The organism is Aquirufa sp. TARAVU-A1A (assembly GCF_054558675.1).
On sequence record NZ_JBPXKP010000002.1, the window covers coordinates 17,568 to 41,387 of the forward strand.

Here is a 23,820-nt window from a genome sequence, read left to right on the forward strand (position 1 = left end):
GGAATTATTGCCACGATATTCTTATGCAACACAAATTTGATTTGCATCAAGTGATTCATGAATTGAAACACTTTTTGCCAGCACAAGCTCCATTAATGGACTTTGTGCATCATAATACCTTACATGCTTTTCAGCATTTACCCTTTCATGAAGCATTAGAAATGGCTCATGTTAAATTGGGGTATCAGGTGTATTTCCCGTTAGAAACTTTTCGGACTTTATATCAAACAGGAAGGATAAGAGAAACAATCATTGATCGAGTTCTCAGCCAAAAAAAGGGGAAAGATCAAGAAATTTGGAAAGGAAAATTACTCCATGGCCAATATAATTCAATGGAACATGCACGTGTAGGTGCATTACGTGGTCAATGGAAAAAACAGTACAGCATCGATTTAGACTCATTAGTGCATCCGACCTTATTTCGTTTGCTTGGAAGCTACCTCGATCAAGGTATATCGATTTGGAATTTTCCTATTGACGATTTATCGTTCTTAGATGCAATTCGTAAACTTGAAACGAACAGTTGGGTCAGTATTTTCAAAAGGACAACAAGCCGCGCCTTGTTGTTAAATGAAAATACCCGAATTCAAGATATTTTAGTATTGTTAGTTGGCAATAACGATGCATTCTACGAGCAATATTTATATGACCAACAATTCGCGCATCAAGGTTGGTCGGGAATGGTATCGACTGTCGAGGACCTTCCACAAACCCTTTTGGATAAGCGTCAAATTAAATTAGAGGAATTAATTCTATTGGAATTATTGCTCGAGTTAGATGCACTCGACCATAAATTAGGAAGCGAATGGAAGACAATCGATCAGCAACTCACAGAGCCGATTACAGCCTTACATGATCCGATCGTGAAATCTGAACAGATGGAAGTATTGTCACTTTGGCAAGAGGCATTTGAATGGACTTATTACGATCAGGTATTAAAAGGTATTCAAACTGAGCGTGTAGAATATGTGTCACCACATCAAAAATCTTTCCAAAGTTTGTTTTGTATTGATGACCGTGAATGTTCATTTAGAAGGTATTTGGAGAACCTAGATCCTGCATGTGAAACGTTCGGGACACCAGGATTTTTTAGTGTCGAGTTTTTCTACCAACCAGTAGGCGGCAAGTTTTATACCAAATTGTGCCCAGCTCCTGTAACTCCCAAATACCTAATTAAGGAAATTGGAGAGGATAAAAAGCGAGCAACAGACCTGCATTTTTCTAAGCATAACCACAATTTCTACAGCGGTTGGCTTTTCTCTCAGACGCTTGGATTTTGGTCGGCAGTAAAATTGTTCATCAATCTATTTAAACCAAGCATGAGTCCTGCGACAGCATCTTCTTTGCGTCACATGGATAAGTTTTCTGGTTTACAAGTTGATTTTGATGCTTTGCATGCGGAGGAAAATGGTCTTCAATTAGGATTTAAGGTCGAGGAGATGGCCAATCGAGTAGAGGCTCAATTACGTAGTATTGGCTTAGTTGACAATTTTGCAGCGATCATTTATGTGGTAGGACATGGAGCAAGCTCAGTTAACAATCCGCATTATGCAGCCTATGATTGTGGGGCTTGTTCAGGGCGTGCGGGATCCGTTAATGCACGAGTGATAAGTCAGATGGCAAACAAGCCCGAAGTACGTACGATTTTAGCTGAACGAGGTATCCAAATTCCTGAAACGACGATGTTCGTCGGCGGACTTCATGACACAACCCGAGATGAAATCGTTTTTTATGACGACCAAATTTCTTCACTGGAATATAAATCCATGCATAAAAAACATGAGGAGGTATTCCGCAAGGCATTGGATTTAAATGCCAAAGAACGCTCTAGACGCTTTGAATCGATTAATTCAAAAGAATCTCCTGCATCAATCCATGAAAAAATTCGGACACGTTCGGTTTCCATTTTTGAGCCGCGTCCAGAATTGAATCATGCGACAAATGCTTTAGCTATTGTGGGTAGACGTGAATTATCGAAGGGCTTATTCTTGGATAGACGTTCGTTTTTAAATTCCTTCGACTACCGTGTCGACCCAGCAGGCGATTATTTATTTGGTATTTTAAAAGCAGCTGCTCCGGTATGTGGAGGAATTAACTTGGAATACTATTTCTCACGAGTAGATGGAGAAAAACTAGGTGCAGGCACCAAATTACCTCATAATGTCATGGGATTATTTGGCGTAGCGAATGGTATTGATGGGGATTTACGCCCAGGATTACCTGCACAAATGACCGAAGTTCACGACCCTGTTCGTTTATTACTCATTGTAGAGCACTTCCCGGAAGTCGTTTTAAAAACGATTCAACGTGCACCTGAAACCTATGAATGGTTCATCAATGATTGGGTCAAATTGGTCGCAGTTCATCCAGAAACAAACGCTTTATATGTATTTGGAGCCGGTGAATTTACACCTTATGAACCTTTAATTAAAAACTTGGAGGTGATAAAAGATGTAGAATCTGTGATCGAAAGCAATCAAGAGAATTTTCCTGTTTACTTATTAAATCAAGACTAATATGACCATAAACACCTTATTACCCTTATTTATTTGGGTACCGATTGTAGGTTTTTTGGTAAGTCTGACCTTACCTAAAAACAATGAACGATTAATCTCTGGAGTAGCCTTCATAACGATGACGATTCAATTGATTGCTGCAACGATTTATGTAGCGGATTGGATTTTGACAGGAGCAAATACCTTTCAAGTAAAGGAGGTCATCTTGTTTCAAAACGAAGATTACATTTTCCAAATTGATTTCTTGTTTGACAAAATCACGGCTGTTTATTTGCTTGTGGGTGCTTTGTTGACCTTCATGGTGACGATGTATTCACGCACCTATTTACACCGTGAAGCAGGTTACAAGCGTTTTTTCAATACAACCTTGTTCTTTTACCTCGGTTATAGCATTACAACTTTATCAGGAAACTTAGAGACCTTGTTTGTGGGTTGGGAAATTTTAGGAATTTCCTCTTTCTTATTGATTTCCTTTTATCGGGAACGCTATTTACCCGTTAAAAATGCCGTGAAGGTATTCTCGATTTATCGAATCGGGGATGTGGGCTTAATTTTGGCTATGTGGGCGAGTCACCATTTGTGGGGGCAGAACATCACGTTTTTCCAATTAAATAATGCCGAATTAGTGCACGAACAATTGCAGCAGCATAGTTTCATTGGCGTATTTATCTCTGCGATGATTTTGTTGTCGGCAGCCGCTAAATCAGCCCAATTGCCCTTTTCGTCTTGGTTACCACGCGCCATGGAAGGGCCTACGCCATCAAGTGCTATTTTTTATGGCAGTTTATCCGTTCACATAGGAGCCTTTTTATTGTTGCGAACATTTCCATTTTGGGAATATCAAAGTTCGGTGCGCATCTTAATTGTTGCCTTAGGACTCCTAACAACCCTAATTGCAACGGGTATTGCTCGTGTACAATCATCGGTAAAAAGTCAGATTGCCTATGCTTCCATTGCACAAATTGGCATAATATTCATTGAAATTGCCTTAGGTTTTGAATCGCTAGCCTTATTCCATTTTGCGGGAAATGCATTTTTACGTACGTACCAATTATTGGTTTCCCCATCCGTGGTAAGTTATTTGATTCGCGAGCAATTCTATTCCTTTGAGCCACGGGCAAAAACAATAGAGGATTCATTTCCAAAGCGTTTTCAACATAGTATTTATGTATTGTGTTTGAAAGAATGGAATTTAGACACCATGATGTATGAGTACTTCTGGAATCCATTAAAATGGGCAGGCAATAAATTGAATTTCATCAACGGAAGACGGCTAATGTTGTTCTTTATTCCTGCATTTGCTTTGGGATTTTATGCCATGAAGCAAACACATTTGTTGCCAGAAAATCTACTAGAAGCAACTCCCGTTGTCTTTGCCTTTTTTGGGTTAATCTTGGTTTTCAAATCCTTCACGCAACGTCATTCTGTTCGTTTAGCTTGGATATTAGTGATTATGAATCACTGTTGGATCGCGCTAGCAATCTCATTCAATGAGAAATTTGACCAATTAGAAAATGTCCTATATCTGAGTGGAATCTTGATCGCAGGTTTAATTGGGTATTTAACGCTTCAACGCCTTTTCCGTATCGAGGGTAAAATAAGTTTGAGTCGTTTTCAGGGACTTTCTGAGACGCATCCCAAAATTGCATTGGTCTTTTTATTGGCTTGCCTCGGATTGACAGGCTTTCCAATTACCCCTGCGTTCATTGGTGAAGACTTAATTTTCTCGCATATCCATGAAGATCAATTTGCTTTGGCGGCTATTGTGTCGTTGAGTTTTATATTGGATGGCTTAGCCGTTATCCGCATTTACGCACGTGTGTTTATGGGACCCAATTCCAAAACACATGCTGAATTTTCAAATCGCTATTTTTAAAATACCTTACCCATGAAAAACAAAAATGTAGTACCTCAAGATGGCTTCGCGGGCCTAAAAGAAAATTTCGCGAGTGATGCAACCTCAGGGTTCATCGTGTTTTTATTGGCCTTGCCACTTAGTTTAGGCATTGCCAAAGCATCTGATTTCCCACCCATCATGGGTTTAATCACCGCCATTATTGGGGGTATGATTGTGAGTTTATTTGCTGGTTCCCGATTAACGATTAAAGGCCCTGCGGCTGGTTTGATTGTTATTGTAGCAGGCGCTGTGAGTGAATTTGGTGGAGGAGAAACAGGCTGGCATTTAGCCCTAGGAGCCATGGTCGTTGCGGGTATTGTGCAAATTCTTTTCGGCGTTTTCAAACTCGGGAAATTGATGGATTTCTTCCCTTTATCGGCCGTACATGGTATGTTGGCAGCCATCGGATTAATCATCATCGGCAAGCAAATTCCAGTTTTATTGGATGTAAATCCTGCATTGACGAAAGGGAAGGAGCCCTTGGAATTGTTTGCCTCTATTCCAGAATTTATTGCGAATTGGGATCCTAAAGCGACGTTAATCGGAGTCATTAGTTTAGCAATCATGATGGGTTGGCCATACATCAAGAACAAGGTCATCAAAAAAATTCCTGCACCCTTAGTGGTTTTAGCTATCGCTATTCCTGCGGAATTGTATATGGATTTTCAAACAACGGAGCCTAAATATGCGTTAGTTCACATTGGAAACTTATTGGATAATATCCACATGAACGCAAGTTTTGAAGGCTTTGCACAAACGGGAACCTTTATCAAATTTGTGATCATGTTCGCTTTAGTAGGTTCTTTGGAATCATTATTGACCGTGAAGGCGATGGACATGTTGGATCCATTTAAACGTAAATCAAATGCAAATAAGGATTTAATTGCGACCGGAATTGGTAACACATTTGTTGCATTTTTGGGAGGCTTACCCATGATTTCAGAAGTAGCGCGTTCATCGGCCAATATCGCCAATGGCGCGAAAACTCGTTGGGCTAACTTCTTCCACGGATTTTTCATTTTGGTTTTTGTTTTATTAGCCTCCCATTTAATTGAGTTAATTCCCAATACGGCTTTGGCAGCCATGCTAATTACAGTAGGTATTAAATTAACGCATCCTAAAGAATTCATACACACCTTAGAAATTGGGAAAGAACAACTGTTGATTTTCATCGTCACAATCTTATTTACTTTAGGAGTCGATTTATTAGTTGGAATCGGTGCGGGTATTTTAACTGAAATTTTGGTCAATTTATTTAATGGAAAACCATTGAGTGCCATTTTCAAAGCACCAACAGAAGTTTCCTTTACAGATGATGCGTATTTAGTTGAAATCTCAGATGCAGCTGTATTTACCAATTTCTTAGGAATCAAACGAAAATTAGAAGCAATTCCACCGAGTTTTCAAGTTACAATTGACCTAGCAAAAACACATTTGGTGGATCACTCAGTAATGGAAAACTTGGAACATTTCAAGCATGATTATGAGCGTGAAGGTGGAACAGTGAACATCGTCGGATTAGACGCACACCGAGCAGTTTCTGAGCACAAAGCCGCTGCACGTAAGAAAATCAAATAAGATTTAGAATATTGAGTTTAATGAATGTGGAAAAATACGTCTAGTTTAGGCGTATTTTTTTTTGGACATTGGACATTGGACATTGGACATTAGACATTAGACATTAGACGTTGGACGTTGGACATTGGACGTTAGTTAAGAGTTAAGAACGAAGAGTGAAGTGTGAAGAGTGAAGAGTTAAGTGTTAAGAACGAAGAGTGAAAAAACCTACGGACTTCGGACTACGGACTAACGACTGACAGCTCACTACGGACTTCGGACTAACGACTAGTGACTAGCAACTGACAACAACCTTCGGACTCCGGACTTCGGACTAACGACTTCAGCCAACAACCCTGCAATAATTTGATTTTTTTTGAATATATTGAAGACAATTTAAACCTATTGCATGAAACGTTTTATTGGGCTCACAAGCTTAGCCTTTGTTCTTAGCTATTTTTCAGGTTTTGGCCAAATTTGGATTTCACAGGCTGAAAGCCAACAAATGCTGAAAGAACAAGTTTTACCATTGGCTACTCAAGGCAATTCAGGCATTCAAATCCATGCAAATAACAAATTCCAGACCATTGATGGATTCGGGTATACCTTGACAGGGGGGAGCGCCCAACTTATTTTAGCATTAGCCCCTACACAGCGAAAAGCCTTATTAAACGAACTTTTTGGAACAGGAAAAAACAATATCAATATCTCTGTTTTACGTATTGCAGTTGGGGCCAGCGATTTAGATTCCCAAGTATTTTCCTATGACGATGTTCCCACAGGTCAAAAGGACGAAAATCTTGCGCATTTCTCCCTCAAAGCATCTGAAAAGGATTTAATTCCCTTGATGCAAGCCATCAAACAAATCAACCCAAGCATTAAATTCATGGCCACTCCATGGTCTCCTCCAGCTTGGATGAAAGATAATCAAGCTTCCAAAGGGGGTTCACTATTACCTCAATATTATGGGGTTTATGCCCAATACCTTGTCAAATACCTGCAATCCATGAAAGCACTCGGCTTGGAAATGGCTTATTTGACACCCCAAAACGAACCTTTGCATCCCGGAAATAATCCAAGTTTGTTGATGCTTGCAGGCCAACAAAATGAATTCATCAAAAACCATTTAGGGCCAGCATTTAAAAAGGCGGGATTGAAGACCAAAATTTTGGCATACGACCATAATTGCGATAAACCCGAATATCCGATTGAAATTTTAAATGACCCAATCACACGCCAATATGTGGCAGGATCAGCCTTTCATTTATACAATGGGGATATTTCGGCATTGGGTGTGGTTCGAAAGGCGCATCCCGACAAAGAAGTATATTTCACGGAACAATGGACAGGGGCAAAGGGTGAATTTGCCGGCGATTTCAATTGGCATATCAAAAATGTAATCATCGGATCACTTTTGAATGATGCCAAAACTGCTTTGGAATGGAATTTGGCGAATGATCCACAATGGGGACCGCATACGCCCGGTGGATGTACGGAATGCAAAGGGGCAATCACAATTCAATCAGACGGGACACTTATTCGAAATCAAGCCTATTACATTGTAGCGCAAGCTTCTAAATTCATCCCAACGGGCTCGACACGCATTGAAATGTCTGGACTTCCTAAAGGTTTAATTGGCGTTTCGGCCTTACGGCCCGACAAACAAGTGGCGGTACTTCTGCAGAATGAAACAAAAGATATGATTAAAACGACAATTTCATATAATTCAAAACAATGGGGGATTGAGATTCCAAAGGAAGGAGTGGTAAGTGTGGTTTTGAGGTAAGAGAGAGGAAATAGACGTTAGACATTAGACGTTGGACGTTGGAATAAATATCATGTAGAGACGCGATACTTCGCGTCTTTCTATCAGGTTGAAGCCTGAAATTAAAATAGAATTTTATCCCCAGGTTTTAACCTGGGGATTCCCTAGGCAAAAACCTAGAGCAATAATAAAAACACTTTTAACCCCAGGTTTTAACCTGGGAATTCCCTAGGCTAAAGCCTAGAGCAATAATAATAACACTTTTAACCCCAGGTTTTAACCTGGGGAATCCCTAGGCAAAAACCTAGAGCAATAATAAAAACACTTTTAACCCCAGGTTTTAACCTGGGGAATTCCTAGGCTAAAGCCTAGGGCAATAATAAAAACACTTTTAACCCCAGGTTTAACCTGGGGATTACCTAGGCAAAAACCTAGAGCAATAATAAAAACACTTTTAACCCCAGGTTTTAACCTGGGGAATTCCTAGGCTAAAGCCTAGGGCTATAAAATAAAACCTTTCACCTATGAAAACATTCAACATCAACCGCCGCCATTTTCTAAAAGGCGCATCCGCAAGTTTGGCATTATCCTCATTTGGAGCCTATGGCCTTGATTTGGTTAATCCGTCTAAACCGCTAAAAGTCGGTTTAATCGGTGCAGGCTGGTATGGAAAAAGTGATTTGTTCCGACTGATGCAAGTCGCCCCCGTGGAGGTTGTAGCGCTCTGTGATCCGGACCGACATATGTTGACGGAAGCGGGTAAGCTCGTTGCTGCCCGACAAAAATCCCGTAAGACACCGCGCTTGTACGGAGATTATAAGAAACTTTTGGCAGAAAATGCCTTGGATATTGTCTTGATTGGTAGTCCGGATCATTGGCATCCTTTGCAAATGATTGATGCAGTCAAAGCGGGAGCACATGTCTATGTACAGAAACCCATTTCCGTCGACGTACTTGAAGGGGAAGCTATGGTAGCTGCCGCTCGGAAATACGGTAAAACGGTACAAGTAGGGACCCAACGAAAATCAACGCCGCACATTATAGAGGCCAAAAACAAAATCGTTGATTCAGGTTTGCTTGGTAAAATCGCCCATGTGGAAATGTATTGCTATTACCACATGCGCAATAACGGAAATCCTCCCGTTCAGGCGGTTCCAGACTTCTTTGATTACGAAACTTGGACAGGTCCTGCACCCATGCGCCCTTATGATGGTTTACCTCACACACGTTGGTGGAGAACGTTTAATGAATACGGAAACGGTATTATGGGAGATATGTGTGTCCATATGTTTGATACCGCTCGTTGGCTTTTAGGTCTTGGATGGCCCAAACGCATCTCTTCCGAAGGAGGAATTTACGTCCAAAAAGAAGGCAAATCGAACATCGCAGATACCCAAACAGCCGTTTTTGAATATGATGGCTTGAATTGTGTTTGGCAACATCGTACCTGGGGTACACCTCCAGATCCTGAATACCCTTGGGGCTTAACGATTTATGGCGAAAAAGGGACTTTGCGTTTAAGTACCATGCAATACGATTTTACTCCCGTCGATCCGAAAGGCCAAAAAATCCATGGTACTTGTCTATTTGAACGCGAAAAATACCCCGAGGATTTAACGGAAGATCGCATTGAACTCAATGCAGCTCCGGCCACGCGCTTACACATGCTTGATTTCTTAGCTGCCATCGATAAAGGAACTAAACCGATCGCCGATATCCAGGAAGGGCATATCTCAACGGCATCCTGTATTTTGGCAAATGTTTCGATGAAATTAGGCCGACCGATTTCCTATGACCCCACTACAAAAACGGTCCTAAATGATCCAGAGGCTACGGCCTTATTAGCAAGAACCTATCGCCAACCTTGGTCTAGAAATGAACTAAACGCATGAAAAAACTAATCCTCGCTTGTTTATTAGCCCCTAGTTTCGTTTGGGGGCAAAATGGACTCCAATTATTGGAGAACCTAAAACGCATTGAATCAACAGGAACCGTGCTACATGTAGCGGCACATCCCGATGATGAAAGCACACATATGTTGGCCTGGTTCGCCCAAGAACAACATTGGGAAACGAATTACTTTGCCTTCACACGAGGGGATGGAGGCCAAAACCTCATTGGTGATGAACAAGGTATCCCTTTAGGGCTAATCCGAACGCAGGAATTGTTGGCTGCCCGCCGAATCGACGGAGCCAACCAATACTTTTCACAGGCTTTTGATTTTGGATTTTCGAAGTCGACCGACGAGGCTTTGAGTTTTTGGAACAAAGAATTAGTCCTTTCTAACTTGGTATATGTCATTCGTAAATTACGTCCAGACATCATATTTACGCGTTTTCCACCGGATTCACGTGCGGGACATGGCCATCATTCGGCATCTGCGGCATTAGCGATTGAGGCCTATTCAGCGGCGGCTGACCCGAAACGTTTCCCTGAGCAATTGAAAGGGGATATTAAACCTTGGAAAGCCACCCGCTTATTGTGGAATACCTTCCGATTTGCTGGAACATCAACTGTGTCAGAAGATCAGTTTAAGGTTCAAATTGGGAATTTCTTGCCGATCATTGGCCAAAGTACGGGGGAATTAGCGGCTTTGAGTAGAAGCCAACATAAATCACAGGGCTTCGGGTTTGCTGTTGACCATGGAAAATCCACCGAATATTTCCAAACCTTGGCAGGAATTGCACCTAAAAAATCGATTGATGAAGGGGTAGCTGACCACTGGCAAAGTAGTGCAGCAGGAGCAGAGATTGAGCGGATGATTTCTTTGGTTATTCGAAATTACCAGGCTGAAAAACCCTATTTAAGCATCCCCGACATGATTCAGGTTCGTCGGGCGATTAACAAATTAGGGGATTCCTATTTGCAATCGAAGAAGATTAAACAGATCGATGAATGGATTGTCCAAGCCGCTGGCATTCATTTTGCAGGCAATACTAATCGGGGCACAGTCGCGCAAGGCGATCCTTTGGGTATCAAAACGGAATTCATCGTTCGCAGTCCGATTCACGTGGGGAATTTGCGGATTTCAGTAGGGGAGAAAGACACCTTATTCAAAGAAAACATCATTCCATATACGCGAATGAATTGGTCTTCAAACCAAATCGTTCGACAACCCATCACCCAGCCGTATTGGTTGGTGAATACCAAAGAAACCGGCCATTTTGTAGTTAAAGATCAAACAAAAATCGGTCAAGCAGCACCCGATCCGGCGATGTATGTCCAAGCACAATTTACGATAGAAGGCGAGCAGATTCAGGTGAGTCGGCCGGTACAAGAACTTGTCGTAGATCCGGTTAAAGGGGAATATTTCCAACCGATAACGGTTACACCTCGAAGTGTTTTCCAGATTAATCATCCGAATATTTTATTGCCTAGAGGCTCAGGGGATAGCAAATCATTGGAAGTACAGATTAAGGCTATAGGCAAAATAGAGGCTGGCCGAGTGCGCGTTTTAAATCAAGCGGGGGAGACCTTGGGAACCTTGGCATTGGAAAAAGGAATTGAGGCAGGAACAAGTCAAAATTTGGCATTTACTGTGCGTGAAAAAGATCAGAAATTTGATGGAAAAGAGACTTGGCAATTGCGTTTGGCTTATGAAACAACGCAAGGTAACTGGATTGATTCGTTGCAAATGGAGAGTATCAATTACCCACATATTCCCGTTCAACGCTATTTTTCACCTGTTTCGGTAAATTTGTTGCACATCGATTTCAAGAAAAATGGAAAGCGGATTGGCTACATCAAAGGGGCTGGAGATAAAGTTCCTGAGAGTTTAGAGCAGATGGGCTATCAGGTGGATTTCTTGCAAGAGTCCGACTTGAAAGCGAGCCATTTGGCACAATATGATGTGGTGCTGACAGGAGTTCGTGCTCACAATACCTTGGATTATTTGGGAAATGCACACGCCGAATTGATGAAATATGTGGAGCAAGGCGGAAATTATGTGGTTCAATACAATACGGCTAGCTTTGTTGGGCCACTCAAAAGCACCGTTGGGCCTTACCCTTTAACCATTTCTCGGAATCGAATTACGAAAGAAGAGGCCGAGCCAAAATTCTTGCTTGATCATGCACTATTTCATACACCCAATGAAATTACGGAACGTGATTTCGACAACTGGATTCAGGAAAGAAGCATTTACTTAGGCGAATCGAACGATACACATTATCAATTCCCTTTAGCCTTTACGGATCCAGGAGAAGCGGAGCAAAAAGGAAACATTGCGGTTTGTCGGTATGGAAAAGGCCAATTCATCTATACAGGATTAGTTTTCTTCCGGGAATTACCGGCGGGAGTTCCGGGGGCGTGGAGGTTGATGGCTAACTTGTTAGACGTTAGACGTTAGACATTGGACTGTAGAGACGCGATACCTCGCGTCTTAAATAAAAAAACTAGACGCGAGGTATCGCGTCTCTACAAAACAATAAACTAGACGCGAGGTATCGCGTCTCTACAAAAAAATAAACTAGGCGCGAAGTATCGCGTCCCTACAAAAAAGATATGTTACATCACAGTGTATTTTTGACATTCAAGCCAACAACATCCGAAGAGGAGAAAGCCTATTTCATCGCTGAATCGAGAAAATTAGCCCAAATTCCGGGCGTTATGAATCTCAAGGTTTTGGAAGAATTCAATGCGACAAATCCGTATACACATGGCCTAGGAATGGATTTTGAGGATCAAACTGCCTATGATTTGTATTCAAATCACCCGATTCATAATCGATTTGTGCAAGAGGTTTGGTTGCCGCGGGTGGAGAAATGGCAAGAGATAGACTATAGAGAGATTTGAGGTAAGAGGTAAGAGGTAAGAATTAAGAGTGAAGAGTGAAGAGGCGGGCATTAATAATATTTTTTAAAAAAGACTAGCGACTAGTGACTAGCGACTAATTTCCATGATTCAAATTTTTAAAAATTCCCTTCCATACGCCGAAAAAACGGCGATTATATCGGAAGGCAATACATATTCCTACACAGATTTACATCAGGCTTCGGCCAATTTCGCTCATCTACTGTTGGATGATTCAGATGATTTAGCCGAGGGTCGCGTGGCTTTTATGGTGAATCCGGGATTCGATTATGTTAGAGTTCAATGGGGCATTTGGCAAGCAGGAGGGATCGTGGTTCCCCTATGTTTGAGTTATCCCTTGCCATCATTGCGTTATACGATTGAGAATTCTGGGGCCTCCATCATTGTGGTATCACCTGAATTTGAAGGTATGCTTGCTGATTTAGCCCAAGAACTGAAATGTCGGTTCATCGTTTTGGGCAAAAATGATACAGCGAAACATTCGAAAAAGCTGCCTGAAGTAATCGATGAGCGCGGTGCTATGATTCTTTATACGAGTGGTACAACGAATTTACCCAAAGGTGTGGTGAGTACCCATGGCAATTTAAATGCTCAAATTTCTTCCCTGATTGAAGCTTGGAAATGGACATCAAAGGATTCGACGGTTTGCGTATTACCACTGCACCATGTACACGGTGTGGTTAATGTTGTTTCTTGTTCATTATGGGCAGGAGCGAGCTGTGAATTCATGCCAAATTTCAGCGAAAAAGCCATTTACGATCTCATTGAGAATCAAAAAATCAATGTGTTCATGGCTGTACCCACGATCTATTTTAAGTTAATTACGTATTGGGAAGCTTTGGCAAAAGATAAACAGGCAGCACTTACGAGCGCATTGGCAAAACTCCGATTGATGATTTCGGGTTCAGCGGCGTTACCCGTTTCTGTGATGGAGCGCTGGAAAGCGATCTCAACGCATTTACTTTTAGAGCGTTATGGCATGACCGAAATAGGGATGGCTTTGAGTAATCCTTATGACGGACCACGCGTGGCTGGACATGTAGGATATCCATTGCCTGGCGTTTCAGCACGTTTATCGGATGAAGGTGAAATTCAAATTAAGGGACCAACTGTCTTTAAGGAATATTGGAACAAACCCGAATCAACGGCAGAGTCCTTCACCGAAGATGGATGGTTTAAGACAGGTGATATCGCGGTGATTGACGAAATAGGCGGCTATCGCATTCTCGGGAGAAATTCGGTCGATATTATTAAATCTGGGGGATATAAGATTTCAGCTTTGGAAATCGAAGAAGTTTTACGCCAATATCCGGGAATCGCAGATTGCTCCGTTGTTGGATTACCCAACGAAGAATGGGGTGAACTCGTTGCGGCTGCTATAGTAGTCAAAGGACCGGTAGATGAAAAAGCGTTAAACACTTGGATGCGGGAACAAATGCCTGCCTACAAAAGTCCTAGAAAATATACCGTATTAGCCGAATTACCGCGCAATGCCATGGGCAAAGTGACGAAAAAAGATGTTGTTAACTTAATTCAATAGATATGTTATTACGTGGAGTAGCCCTTTTGGCGGGTTGTTACATTATTGGCCAAATCATCGGGGAAAGTTTAGGTCATTACCTGGGAATCAATAATAATGTGGGTGGCGTAGGATTTGCCATGCTTTTATTGATCATTGCTCAAAACGAATTAGAAAAGCGCGACTTATTTCATGTGGAAATGGGTGAGGGGGTGTTGTTTTGGAGCAAGATGTACATTCCTGTAATTGTCGCGATGTCATCGATTCAAAATGTGCGTGTCGCTTTCAACAATGGGTTTTTAGCCCTTTTAGCAGGTATTCTTCCTGTGGCAATTTGTCTGTTATTTATGCCCATTTTATCCAAATCAACGAATGACTAACATGGAATACATCATCGAATTATTGGATAAAAATGGATTGATTGTGGCATTTTTGGTCACCGGAATTATGGTCTATTTGTCAGAAGGAATCTCGGTTAAATTGACCAATAAAAAACTTCCGGGTTCAGCCATCGCTATTTTCATGGGCTTGGTTATTGCGTACATTGGTGGAATATTGACGGAAGGGAAAAGCGGAATCGCAGATATTCCGGGATTAACGGGCTTTAAAGTGATGGGCGGACCCATGTTCCGCGACTTTGCCATCGTTTCCACGGCCATGGGCGCGAGTTTTGCGGTGATTAAGAAAACGGGATCCGTGGGTATCTTGTCTTTATTCTTGGGAGTTACTTTCTCGTTTATTGCCGGGGTGGGCATTGCATACGCCTTCGGCATCTCAGATGCCGCCAGCTTAGCAACAATCGGAGCAGGAGCCTGCACCTTTGTAGTTGGCCCTGTGACAGGAACTGCTGTGGGAGCAAGTTCAGATATTATTGCAATTAGCATCGCGGCAGGGGTCGTAAAATCTATTCTTGTGACGATTGGTACGCCTTTTATTGCGCCATATATTGGCTTGAACAATCCCAAATCGGCGATGATATTTGGTGGCTTAATGGGTACAACAAGTGGCACGGCTGCAGGATTAGCCGCAACAGATCCCAAATTAGTTCCTTATGGAGCGATGACAGCAACGTTTTATACGGGATTGGGATGCTTGATGTGTCCGTCGGTGTTGTATTTTGCGTTGAAAGCCATATTGTAGAGACGCGATACTTCGCGTCTATTAGACCTTGGACGTTAGACCTTAGACGTTGGATAAAAAGAGATAAGTTACTGTAGAAACGCGATACTTCTCGTCTAAATCCCCAGGTTAAAACCTGGGGTTATAACCCCAACTTCAGTCTAGGAACAGACGCGAAGTATCGCGTCTCTACACTACCGTGCCAACGCCCGCAATCCACCCCCAATCACCATCACAGCCGCATAAAACGTAAAGGCCAAAGTAAACAATCCATCCGCAGCAGTTTGTCCAAACACATGGTAAGGTGCCCAAAGCAAAATAAGCGTGCTGATAAATAACAATCCAATCAAGGCAATTTTAATCCAGTTGTTCCGACGCGTTTTCTTCAATTCAAAGGCCAATAAAATTCCTTCACTCACATAACTAAAAAGGAAAATAATCAATAGGCTGTAGGCAAGGGTTTTGATGCTGTTCATATTCATATCTGTTTGTTTTTCTTGAACCAAAATTAGATTCATTGTCCGCCAAAATTTGGCGACTTACAAAGAGTTTACGATATTGGTCAAAAAAAAGATGCACCCATCCGAACGCCTCCGCGAAATCAATGGCCTCCTCCTGCAAAAATCCTTTCAAGTGAATCATCAAACGGTTTCCGCTTATTTAAGTGAGCATTTTGACATCTCCAACTATGCAGAACGCTCATTCAGTAGGGACCTGAAAGAACTCAAAGAACTCCTTCAAATTCGCTATCCCCAATTACACGATACGGATGGAGAACTCATCAAATTTTCACGTGGACAGAATCGATTTTACCTGATTCGAGATGATATTTCGGCGTTTCCGAGTATCTCCGACAAAGAACTCAGCCAAATTGCCTCCACGATTGAACAGAATAAACACCTGTTCAGCGGTGGAGCAGGCGAGGGGCTTGTCAATAAACTGCGTGCGATAGCTTTGGAAAATAGCATGGCACGCCATCACGAGATGTTAGGCTGGTCGGCGATTGAGCTCGTGAAGGATGGGGAACGCTCAGGTGCCGACTTAATGCCGATCATTTTGGAAAACATCTATGCCAAAAGAGTCGTACTTTTCACCCACAGGGGCTTAGCGGCTCATTCTAAACAGAAACAAACACTCGGTCTGCCCGTGCTTTTGAAAGAATACAATAACGGTTGGTACACCGGCTGGTATGTCTTATTCCAACCCGTTGAAAAAGGTGCAACACAAATCAAAGTTGACATTGACCAACTCCAATTGTATGCGCTTGATCGAATTGTTCATGTGAGTAATGAGCAAAACCAACCACGTGTCCGGATTCATCCAGAATTCAAGCCGGCCGACTATTTCAAAAATTGCCTGGGATTATTCCGCAGCAAAAGCCTAAAATCTCAACCCATTCGATGCCGAATAAACAAGGATAATTGGATGTTGAACTACATCGAGAAATACCCCATTCACGCAAGCCAAGAAATAATACCGGAAAATGAAAGTGCCGTCAGCATACAATTGAATGTAGAAATAGACCAAGAAGTAGAAAATTTCTTTCTACGTTTCGCGAAGGAAATACGGGTTTTCGAGCCCGAAACCTTAGTGGAACAAATTAAACGGGGGATGGAAAAAGGAATCGAAAACTACAAAAACACGTCGGCAGGTAATTGAAAAAAATCTCTTAGCTTTTTGGCCATCTTCAAGGTTATCTCGCGCTTACCTGAAAGAATAGCTGATACATGTCCCTTGGAACCAATCAAAGGAACTAAATCCTTGGCTTTGATTCCCATTTCATCCATTTTAACCATGATCGTTTGTATCGGATCTGGCTTTGTCAATGGATGATTACGATCATCATAGTCCTTGATCAATACAATCAATAACTCCAATTCATCAAGTAATGGACCTTCTTCCTCCACATGAAATATTTCAATCATGCGTTTGGCAGCTTTTTGATAGTCTTCTGATGTTTTTAATACTTTCCATTTCATAGTATGCTTAGTTTATTATCCTTGTATCAAAAGGGATTAATTCCGCATTAATTAAATCATACAATTCGTGCGTCCCAAACCAAATGATGTAACAAACGCCTTGTTTAAAATTTAATGAAACAATCAATCGATATGCATTCCCTTTAATATTGAAGACAACACGATGATTACCTAAAATACTCGCAGACCGATAAACTTGTTTCAATTAATTAAAATTAGTAAAATCAGTTAATTCAAATTCATCGTACCAAACTGAAAGTGCATTTGATGCTTCAGGATACACATTTGAATAATACGTAATCGTTCTATTCATCATTATTTTCATAGCAAAATTACTATAAAGTTTGCAAAATGCAAACTAATTTAAATCTTGCATGAAGATAAATACTAGGTTATACGAATGAATATTTAAAACTGATAATCTAAATCTTTATCAATTTATTGAACCCAAATCCCCTCATCGAACCGAAGAGATTTCGCCTTCGAATAATCAATTCCCTGAACGGAATCGATCATATACTTCAAACCCTGCCAGAGGTGATTTTGAAAAACAGGATCCTGGTAATTTGATTTATCATGCCCGAGTGTCGTCACCCAAACATGGCCACCCTGAAAATTTTGCGTCCAAACAGCCGGGAAATACCCTTTAAAAGATCCAGCGTGTTGAGTCACCAGCTCCGACTGCTTTCCATCCAAACTGCTCAAATCATGCATCATCAATACCTGAATACCCGGATATACTTCTTTCCCAAAATAACATTCATCCTCCTTGGTCGATGACAAAGGCACCTCCTTCATGGAAGGATGCGAGGATGCTATGTTGATTACTCGAAAAGGCTGAAATTTGGCATGCCAGGAAAAGGTTTCGCCAACGAGCATTTTAAACCAGGTCCAATTGCGTTCCGTTCCTGTTACGGAATGCACTCCCATAAACCCGCCTCCGCCTTCGATGTAATGTCGGAAAGCCAAGCGCTGTGCATCCGTCGCAAACACATCGTTATTCGTACTCGTAAAGATCAACACTGCGTATTTCGCCAAATTCGCCTCCTCAAACACGGCAGGATCATCCGACACATCTAATTGAATCTGATGTGTCTTGCCTAAACCTTGAAAACAAGCAACGGCAGCCGGTATATTGTCATGCACATAGCCAGGGCCATTTTTGGTATACACCAAAACACGTGGTAAAGGCTTAGCAATGCCACTAAAAAATACGAATAGACATAAAATTAATAATCTCATCGGATTAGGGATTAACACCGTATTGGTCAACTAAGTATATGAGCGCAGCGATATTTATAGCTCCCAGTAACAATTCCCGCTTATTCACATTCTCGAACACATCCGTCTTCGCATGATGTAAATCAAAATAGCGTTGGCTATCAGGTACCAAACCCGCAATGACGGTGTTCGGATTAACTTTCGCCAAAGGTCCAATATCCGTTCCACTTCCTCCAAATGTCACCTCGCAACCATATGGTTTTAATAGAGCCGACCAAGATTGAAACTTCTTAAATGCCTCCTTCGATGCCGTCATACCAATCGACCGCGGCGTAAATCCGCCCTCATCACTCTCCAAAGCCATGATGTGATTCTCATTATTCAACTTTGCTTGATTCGCATATTCATTGCCTCCGCGTACTCCATTCTCCTCATTGGCAAACAACACAAAACGTATCGTACGCTTAGGCTTGTAATTCAATGCCTTCAACACACGTAATACCTCCATTGTATGAACGACACCCGCGCCGTCGTCGTGCGCTCCTTCGTTGACATCCCAACTATCCAAGTGTCCCCCCAAGGTGATGTATTCATTCGGAAACTCAGATCCTTTCAATTCCGCGACCACATTTTGATCATTTACATCGGGTAAGAATTGACCATAGGTTTGCATTTGAACTTTCACCTGACTTTTCTTCGCTAAAGCATACAACATTTTAGCATCGTTTGGCCCCAAAGCAACCGCTGGAATTTTGGGATAGGCTTCATCATATACCATGCTACCCGTATGAGGCGCATTATCTGGCGCCGTACTCAACGAATGAATCATGATTCCGACCGCACCATATTTAGCGGCACGCGAAGCACCCGACCGACGATAGGCGCCGCTTTCTCCATAAGCACGAAAAGTCTGTATTTTCGTTTCATCAAAGGCACTGTGGAAATAAACAATCTTGCCTTTCACCTCATCCCTCCGTTTCTCCAATTCTTCAAAGTTGGCCACCGCCAACACCTCCGCCTCAATCATCCCATTGGATCCCATGGAATTACCCAAAGCCAAAACTGCTAAAGGTTGAATGCGTGCTTCTCCTTGAACGCCGACAATCGCCGCATAATCCGTGCCCCCTCGCTTCCAATTGGGCGACTTGCAAGCCTGAAGGAAAACTCTATCTGCACCCAAAAGCTCCAAGTTACGCTTTCCCCAAACAGCAGCTTGTTGTTGTTGCGGCGAACCCGCTAGGCGGCCACCAATCTTTTTCGTTAATTCATACAAGAGATCATAGGCTCTGCCGTTGGTCATAATATCGTCCGACATGCGTTTAATGAACAGACTATCTTGTTGGGCGATAGCAGAAAAGCCGATGAATAATGTCAGGCACAGGGAAGTAAGGATTCTCATAGAAATTTTAGTTTGTAATGAATATTAAATATAAGCATTTTCAAAATTGGGAAATGCATGACAAATCCTTAATTTTTGGATAAATCAAAATACATCCATGCGAAAATTCTTAATCATAAGCTTACTCTTCCTCTCTAGCACAATCTCCGCACAGAAAAATCAGGAGAAACCCGCCATCAAACAAGTCATTCAGAACATGTTTATCGCCATGCAAACCGGCGATACGGCTTTATTTCGTTCTTGCTTTGCGCCATCGGTTATTTTTCAAACCATCGTGACAAAGGACAATCAAACAAAAGTGAAAACGGAAGACTTTGAAGCCTTTTTAACAAGTCTGACTAAATACCCCAAAGGTGCCCTCGATGAACGTATCAAATTCAAAAGCGTGCAGGAAGATGGTATACTAGCCAGCGCTTGGACACCTTATCAGTTTTATTACCAAGGTAAATTTTCGCATCAAGGCGTGAATTCATTTCAATTGGTCAAAATAGGCGATGCCTGGAAGATTCAGTACTTGATTGATACGCGAAGAAAATAACAAACAAATTGTGCCCAACTTCGTTAAGCTATAAAACCTATAAATATGAAATACCTCATTGCCCTTCTATTTCTGTGCATTTTCCAAATCCATGCGCAGCAACCCAATATCCGTACCCATCAAATCAACATCGCCCGCGACAGCTACGGCGTTCCGCATATTTTCGCTCCTACGGATCCTGAGGTGGCCTATGGTTTAGCCTGGGCACATTCCGAGGATGATTTTAAAACCATACAAACCTTGATTCTAACGGGGAAGGGGAAACTCGCGACCTACTTAGGCAAGAAGGGCGCACCGGTGGATTATGTGTTTGGGTTATTGAATACACGTAAGGTCGTAGACCAACAAATCAAATCGATGGATCCGAAATTCATTCAATTGGTTCAAGGTTATCTCATGGGATTGGAAGCCTATGCCAAAGCGCATCCGCAAGAAGTATTAAACAAACATGTTTTTCCGATAGCGCTCGAAGACTATATCGCAACAACCATGTTTTCTGTTGCGATCTTCTGTGGGGTGGATAAAACTTTACCCAAAATCCTCGACGGCTCCATCCCGCACCTGCCAGGCTTTACGGGGGAAGGCAGTAATGCCTTTGCGATTAAAAGTAATAAATCAGCCTCGGGGGAACCGATGTTGGTGATCAATGCCCACCAACCCATCGAAGGCGCCACGGCATTCTACGAGGCCCATGTACAAAGCGAGGAAGGTTGGAATATCTTGGGCGGTTTATTCCCGGGTGGACCATTAATCTTTCATGGCGTTACACCAAATTTGGCTTGGGCACATACGGTGAATTTTCAGGATAAGATTGATGTGTATCAGTTACACACGGACAAAGCGCATCCAGGCCAATACGAAGTTGATGGAACTTGGATGAACTTAGAGAAACGTAAAATCAAATTGAACATCAAAGGAATTCCGTTTTCATTGAGTAAAATGGCATTTTCATCAATCTATGGCCCCACGGTGAAAACACCTAAAGGGGAGTATTTCTCCATTCGGTTGCCGGCATTGTTTGATGCAGGGGCGTTACAGCAGTGGTATGCGATGAATCGGTCGACGAATTTCCAGGAGTTCAAAGCGGCATTGGGGCAAAATCATTTGCCGATGTTTAACATCATGTATGCGGATAAGCAGGATAATATCTTTTACATCTCAAACGGCAAGATGCCTTATCGCAATGCGGATCCGAAATACAATTGGGCTTCGACATTACCGGGGAATAGCCGTGCGACGCTTTGGGATACATTTAAACCCTTGGATGCCTTGCCGCAATATACGAATCCGGCAAGTGGCTATTTGTTCAATACGAATCACTCGCCCTTCCTGGCGACAAGCACAAATGAGAACTTAAATCCAGCGAAATTCGATAAATATGATGGATATGAGACCTATCATAATAATCGGAGCCAACGGGCCAAAGAGCTGATTGATAGCTACGATAAGATTTCCTGGGAGGATTTGAAGCGGATTAAGTTTGACCGCCAATTACCGGCGAAGATTTTGTATCCCTACGGTTTGGATGCATCTGTGCTTTTTCATCTGGAGGCTTCAAAATACCCGACTTTATCAAGCATCATTGATGGCATCCAACAATGGAATCATGTGACCGACACGGAAAGTGTGGGCGCCTTGTACTATAACATCGCCTATTATCAGGCGTCAAAGATTCGTACGAATGGATCCAAAGATCCTTTGACAGAGGCAGAAGCGGTTCAATTATGCCAATATGTGAACGATTTCTTGATGAAGCATTATGGCAGATTGGATGTGAAACTAGGTGAATTTCAGCGTTTGGTACGTGGTCAGGAAGATTGGCCGCAGGCGGGTATGCCCGATGTTTTGGCGGCAGTTCAAACGGAAGCCTGGGGTGAATCCAAGCGCAAAATGAACAGTGGAGATGCCTACATCGGTTTTGTCAAATTCCCGAAAGATGGTGGTTTACCTTTGATTGAGACGGTGAATACCTTTGGGGCGAGTTCACACCCGGAATCGAAGCACTTCGCAGATCAACGGGCGATGTACCAGGCACAGCAAACGAAGCGAATGACTTTGGATAAGGCGGAGGTGCTGAAGGCAGCTGAGCGGGTGTATCATCCGGAGTAAAATTATACTTGCAGCAATTTTTTTAAGGTATCATAATGAACTTCGGCTATTAGGTAAACGGAAAAACGTTTATCGTCATGAGCCGTTTGTCGGACGATGACATCATCCATGCGATAATGCGCCCAGAAATAGCTGTTGATCCCTTTGATCAACTTCGCCCGCACCTGTCTTTGGGTTTCATAGGCGTATGACCCGTAACCCATCATTTCGGTAAAATGTTGGGAGCTGAAAGCATGTCCTTTCGGATAGTGCAAACAGGCATTTAGGAATGCAGAAGCACCAGCCGGTAGACCATCCAAAGGCTCAACGTTGCTTTCTTGTGCTTTTTGAGGCTTATTTTTTCGATAGGCGTAAATACCTCCAGCCGTCAGAATCAGAATGGCAGCTGCACCATAGCCATATAATTCAGCAGGGTAGGGATCGATGTAAAAAGGCCCTTTGTAGGTACTCATGGATTTGAGTTTTTCGATGGAGATGGAGTCGATTTTAATCTTCAAATCTTGATGTGAAGAAGTATTCATTCGGTAGTAAGAATAAATATATCCATCATGATAGACGTATTCATAGTATGTATTGAAAACAGGGATAACGGCATTCGCTTGAAAAATAGTATTAGTTACGGGATCAGCCCAAACAAGAAAAGGACTAGTTAAAAAGAAGAATTTTCCATCCAAGAATTCAGATTCTAGTCGGCTTATCCCTAAACTCCTGATTAGATCAACATTCAATTCTCCTTTGTAGGTCCAATACTTCTCATGAATATTTTTTTCAAAATACCGATAAGTCATAAAGCGCTTATTAGTTTCATATAAGGCAGGAAATTCGATAACACGTAAGGTATTTCGCTTATAATCGAATCCTCCTAAATCATTTTTCATCCATCTAGGGCCAGTCTCTTCCGTAGCAGAAGTCATTTCCCACTCTTTAGACTTGAGTGAAAAATAAGTAGACACATTGTTCGCATGCCAAAATCCCATTCCTCCGGAACTAAATAAAGTATCATTCACCAGATATTGGATGGCATGAAAATTATATCCTCGATAAAAAGATTTATCTAATCGTTTCAGGGCCATCTGAGGAAGATTGAGTTGATAAACTTGTTGGGTCCCTGGAATACTCAATAACCAAGTATCATGATAGGGAAAAACATTGACCAGTGCATTTAATGGTATATCCTGAGTAACAACATCCTCAAAAGTCAATTTACCTAGCTTTTCCCAATTACCTAATTGGGTTTCTTTAGATAACTCCTTTGTACCAAAATCTAAACAGTAATGGAGCAATTGATCGGGTAAACGAAATTGTAATTGTCCCCAACTTTTAAAATTGAAACATAGAAAAAACAATAAGAAGCAGAACCTAAAACTACGCATGTATAAAAAGATAATA

General features: G+C 42.0%; 19 protein-coding genes. 13 read left to right on the top strand and 6 right to left on the bottom strand.

Features of this window, described 5'->3' with window-relative positions:
• The first annotated feature begins 23 nt into the window (after window positions 1–23).
• The 10 genes from V7S75_RS02700 to madM all read left to right on the top strand — a co-directional run bounded on the left by V7S75_RS02700 (window position 24) and on the right by madM (window position 15,206).
• Window positions 24–2,516: a YbcC family protein gene (locus V7S75_RS02700; RefSeq protein WP_459511159.1), complete on the top strand. Its 2,493-nt coding sequence runs from the start codon at window positions 24–26 to the stop codon at window positions 2,514–2,516.
• 1 nt (window position 2,517) lies between these two features.
• On the top strand, window positions 2,518–4,392 hold the full coding sequence (locus tag V7S75_RS02705) for a proton-conducting transporter transmembrane domain-containing protein (protein WP_459511160.1): 1,875 nt from the start codon (window positions 2,518–2,520) through the stop codon (window positions 4,390–4,392).
• 12 nt (window positions 4,393–4,404) lie between these two features.
• Window positions 4,405–5,991 (top strand): SulP family inorganic anion transporter, encoded by a 1,587-nt coding sequence (locus V7S75_RS02710; protein ID WP_459511161.1) that lies wholly within the window; start codon window positions 4,405–4,407, stop codon window positions 5,989–5,991.
• Between the two features lie 388 nt (window positions 5,992–6,379).
• Window positions 6,380–7,756 carry a glycoside hydrolase family 30 protein gene (locus V7S75_RS02715; RefSeq protein ID WP_459511162.1) on the top strand — a complete coding sequence of 459 codons (1,377 nt, stop codon included), beginning with the start codon at window positions 6,380–6,382 and terminating at the stop codon, window positions 7,754–7,756.
• 503 nt (window positions 7,757–8,259) lie between these two features.
• The gene (locus tag V7S75_RS02720) at window positions 8,260–9,627 is read left to right on the top strand and encodes a Gfo/Idh/MocA family protein (RefSeq protein WP_459511163.1); all 1,368 of its coding nucleotides are present in this window, start codon (window positions 8,260–8,262) and stop codon (window positions 9,625–9,627) included.
• Window positions 9,624–12,083, top strand: coding sequence for a PIG-L family deacetylase (locus V7S75_RS02725; protein WP_459511164.1), 2,460 nt, complete (start codon window positions 9,624–9,626; stop codon window positions 12,081–12,083). The genes V7S75_RS02720 and V7S75_RS02725 overlap by 4 nt, the downstream gene beginning before the upstream one ends.
• Before the next feature lie 155 nt (window positions 12,084–12,238).
• Complete coding sequence (locus V7S75_RS02730) at window positions 12,239–12,529, top strand: Dabb family protein (protein WP_459511165.1); 291 nt, start codon at window positions 12,239–12,241, stop codon at window positions 12,527–12,529.
• A gap of 103 nt (window positions 12,530–12,632) precedes the next feature.
• On the top strand, window positions 12,633–14,087 hold the full coding sequence (locus V7S75_RS02735; protein WP_459511166.1) for an acyl-CoA synthetase: 1,455 nt from the start codon (window positions 12,633–12,635) through the stop codon (window positions 14,085–14,087).
• 2 nt (window positions 14,088–14,089) lie between these two features.
• A complete protein-coding gene (gene madL / locus V7S75_RS02740) occupies window positions 14,090–14,446 on the top strand; it encodes a malonate transporter subunit MadL (RefSeq protein ID WP_459511167.1) in 357 nt (118 codons plus the stop codon).
• Window position 14,447: 1 nt separating this feature from the next.
• On the top strand, window positions 14,448–15,206 hold the full coding sequence (madM, locus tag V7S75_RS02745) for a malonate transporter subunit MadM (RefSeq protein WP_459511168.1): 759 nt from the start codon (window positions 14,448–14,450) through the stop codon (window positions 15,204–15,206).
• Window positions 15,207–15,379: 173 nt separating this feature from the next.
• Here madM and V7S75_RS02750 read toward each other — a convergent pair whose 3' ends face one another.
• Window positions 15,380–15,703, bottom strand: a complete 324-nt coding sequence (locus tag V7S75_RS02750) for a hypothetical protein (RefSeq protein ID WP_459511169.1) — start codon at window positions 15,701–15,703, stop codon at window positions 15,380–15,382.
• 55 nt (window positions 15,704–15,758) lie between these two features.
• Here V7S75_RS02750 and V7S75_RS02755 point away from each other — a divergent pair, with 55 nt between their 5' ends.
• Complete coding sequence (locus V7S75_RS02755; protein ID WP_459511170.1) at window positions 15,759–16,844, top strand: helix-turn-helix transcriptional regulator; 1,086 nt, start codon at window positions 15,759–15,761, stop codon at window positions 16,842–16,844.
• Here V7S75_RS02755 and V7S75_RS02760 read toward each other — a convergent pair.
• From V7S75_RS02760 to V7S75_RS02775, 4 genes are all read right to left on the bottom strand, one after another.
• Window positions 16,817–17,164, bottom strand: a complete 348-nt coding sequence (locus V7S75_RS02760; protein ID WP_459511171.1) for a helix-turn-helix domain-containing protein — start codon at window positions 17,162–17,164, stop codon at window positions 16,817–16,819. The two genes, V7S75_RS02755 and V7S75_RS02760, sit on opposite strands and share 28 nt — an antisense overlap.
• 7 nt (window positions 17,165–17,171) lie before the next feature.
• Window positions 17,172–17,369 carry a type II toxin-antitoxin system HigB family toxin gene (locus V7S75_RS02765; protein ID WP_459511172.1) on the bottom strand — a complete coding sequence of 66 codons (198 nt, stop codon included), beginning with the start codon at window positions 17,367–17,369 and terminating at the stop codon, window positions 17,172–17,174.
• Window positions 17,370–17,602: 233 nt separating this feature from the next.
• Entirely contained in the window at window positions 17,603–18,406 is an 804-nt protein-coding gene (locus V7S75_RS02770; RefSeq protein ID WP_459511173.1) for a ThuA domain-containing protein, read from the bottom strand.
• 4 nt (window positions 18,407–18,410) lie between these two features.
• The gene (locus V7S75_RS02775) at window positions 18,411–19,784 is read right to left on the bottom strand and encodes a M20/M25/M40 family metallo-hydrolase (protein ID WP_459511174.1); all 1,374 of its coding nucleotides are present in this window, start codon (window positions 19,782–19,784) and stop codon (window positions 18,411–18,413) included.
• A gap of 97 nt (window positions 19,785–19,881) precedes the next feature.
• On the opposite strand from V7S75_RS02775, the gene V7S75_RS02780 reads away from it, so the two are divergent.
• Both V7S75_RS02780 and V7S75_RS02785 read left to right on the top strand, forming a co-directional pair.
• Window positions 19,882–20,322 (top strand): nuclear transport factor 2 family protein, encoded by a 441-nt coding sequence (locus tag V7S75_RS02780; RefSeq protein WP_459511175.1) that lies wholly within the window; start codon window positions 19,882–19,884, stop codon window positions 20,320–20,322.
• A gap of 45 nt (window positions 20,323–20,367) precedes the next feature.
• Window positions 20,368–22,431 (top strand): penicillin acylase family protein, encoded by a 2,064-nt coding sequence (locus tag V7S75_RS02785; RefSeq protein WP_459511176.1) that lies wholly within the window; start codon window positions 20,368–20,370, stop codon window positions 22,429–22,431.
• 2 nt (window positions 22,432–22,433) lie between these two features.
• Here the strand turns inward: V7S75_RS02785 and V7S75_RS02790 are convergent, their stop codons facing one another.
• Window positions 22,434–23,804 carry a hypothetical protein gene (locus V7S75_RS02790; RefSeq protein WP_459511177.1) on the bottom strand — a complete coding sequence of 457 codons (1,371 nt, stop codon included), beginning with the start codon at window positions 23,802–23,804 and terminating at the stop codon, window positions 22,434–22,436.
• Window positions 23,805–23,820 lie beyond the last annotated feature (16 nt).

Coding starts and splice junctions, on each gene's coding strand:
- V7S75_RS02700 (WP_459511159.1), top strand. CDS start 24: ATGCAACACAAATTTGATTTGCATCAAGTGATTCATGAATTGAAACAC.
- V7S75_RS02705 (WP_459511160.1), top strand. CDS start 2,518: ATGACCATAAACACCTTATTACCCTTATTTATTTGGGTACCGATTGTA.
- V7S75_RS02710 (WP_459511161.1), top strand. CDS start 4,405: ATGAAAAACAAAAATGTAGTACCTCAAGATGGCTTCGCGGGCCTAAAA.
- V7S75_RS02715 (WP_459511162.1), top strand. CDS start 6,380: ATGAAACGTTTTATTGGGCTCACAAGCTTAGCCTTTGTTCTTAGCTAT.
- V7S75_RS02720 (WP_459511163.1), top strand. CDS start 8,260: ATGAAAACATTCAACATCAACCGCCGCCATTTTCTAAAAGGCGCATCC.
- V7S75_RS02725 (WP_459511164.1), top strand. CDS start 9,624: ATGAAAAAACTAATCCTCGCTTGTTTATTAGCCCCTAGTTTCGTTTGG.
- V7S75_RS02730 (WP_459511165.1), top strand. CDS start 12,239: ATGTTACATCACAGTGTATTTTTGACATTCAAGCCAACAACATCCGAA.
- V7S75_RS02735 (WP_459511166.1), top strand. CDS start 12,633: ATGATTCAAATTTTTAAAAATTCCCTTCCATACGCCGAAAAAACGGCG.
- madL (WP_459511167.1), top strand. CDS start 14,090: ATGTTATTACGTGGAGTAGCCCTTTTGGCGGGTTGTTACATTATTGGC.
- madM (WP_459511168.1), top strand. CDS start 14,448: ATGGAATACATCATCGAATTATTGGATAAAAATGGATTGATTGTGGCA.
- V7S75_RS02750 (WP_459511169.1), bottom strand. CDS start 15,703: ATGAATCTAATTTTGGTTCAAGAAAAACAAACAGATATGAATATGAAC.
- V7S75_RS02755 (WP_459511170.1), top strand. CDS start 15,759: ATGCACCCATCCGAACGCCTCCGCGAAATCAATGGCCTCCTCCTGCAA.
- V7S75_RS02760 (WP_459511171.1), bottom strand. CDS start 17,164: ATGAAATGGAAAGTATTAAAAACATCAGAAGACTATCAAAAAGCTGCC.
- V7S75_RS02770 (WP_459511173.1), bottom strand. CDS start 18,406: ATGAGATTATTAATTTTATGTCTATTCGTATTTTTTAGTGGCATTGCT.
- V7S75_RS02775 (WP_459511174.1), bottom strand. CDS start 19,784: ATGAGAATCCTTACTTCCCTGTGCCTGACATTATTCATCGGCTTTTCT.
- V7S75_RS02780 (WP_459511175.1), top strand. CDS start 19,882: ATGCGAAAATTCTTAATCATAAGCTTACTCTTCCTCTCTAGCACAATC.
- V7S75_RS02785 (WP_459511176.1), top strand. CDS start 20,368: ATGAAATACCTCATTGCCCTTCTATTTCTGTGCATTTTCCAAATCCAT.
- V7S75_RS02790 (WP_459511177.1), bottom strand. CDS start 23,804: ATGCGTAGTTTTAGGTTCTGCTTCTTATTGTTTTTTCTATGTTTCAAT.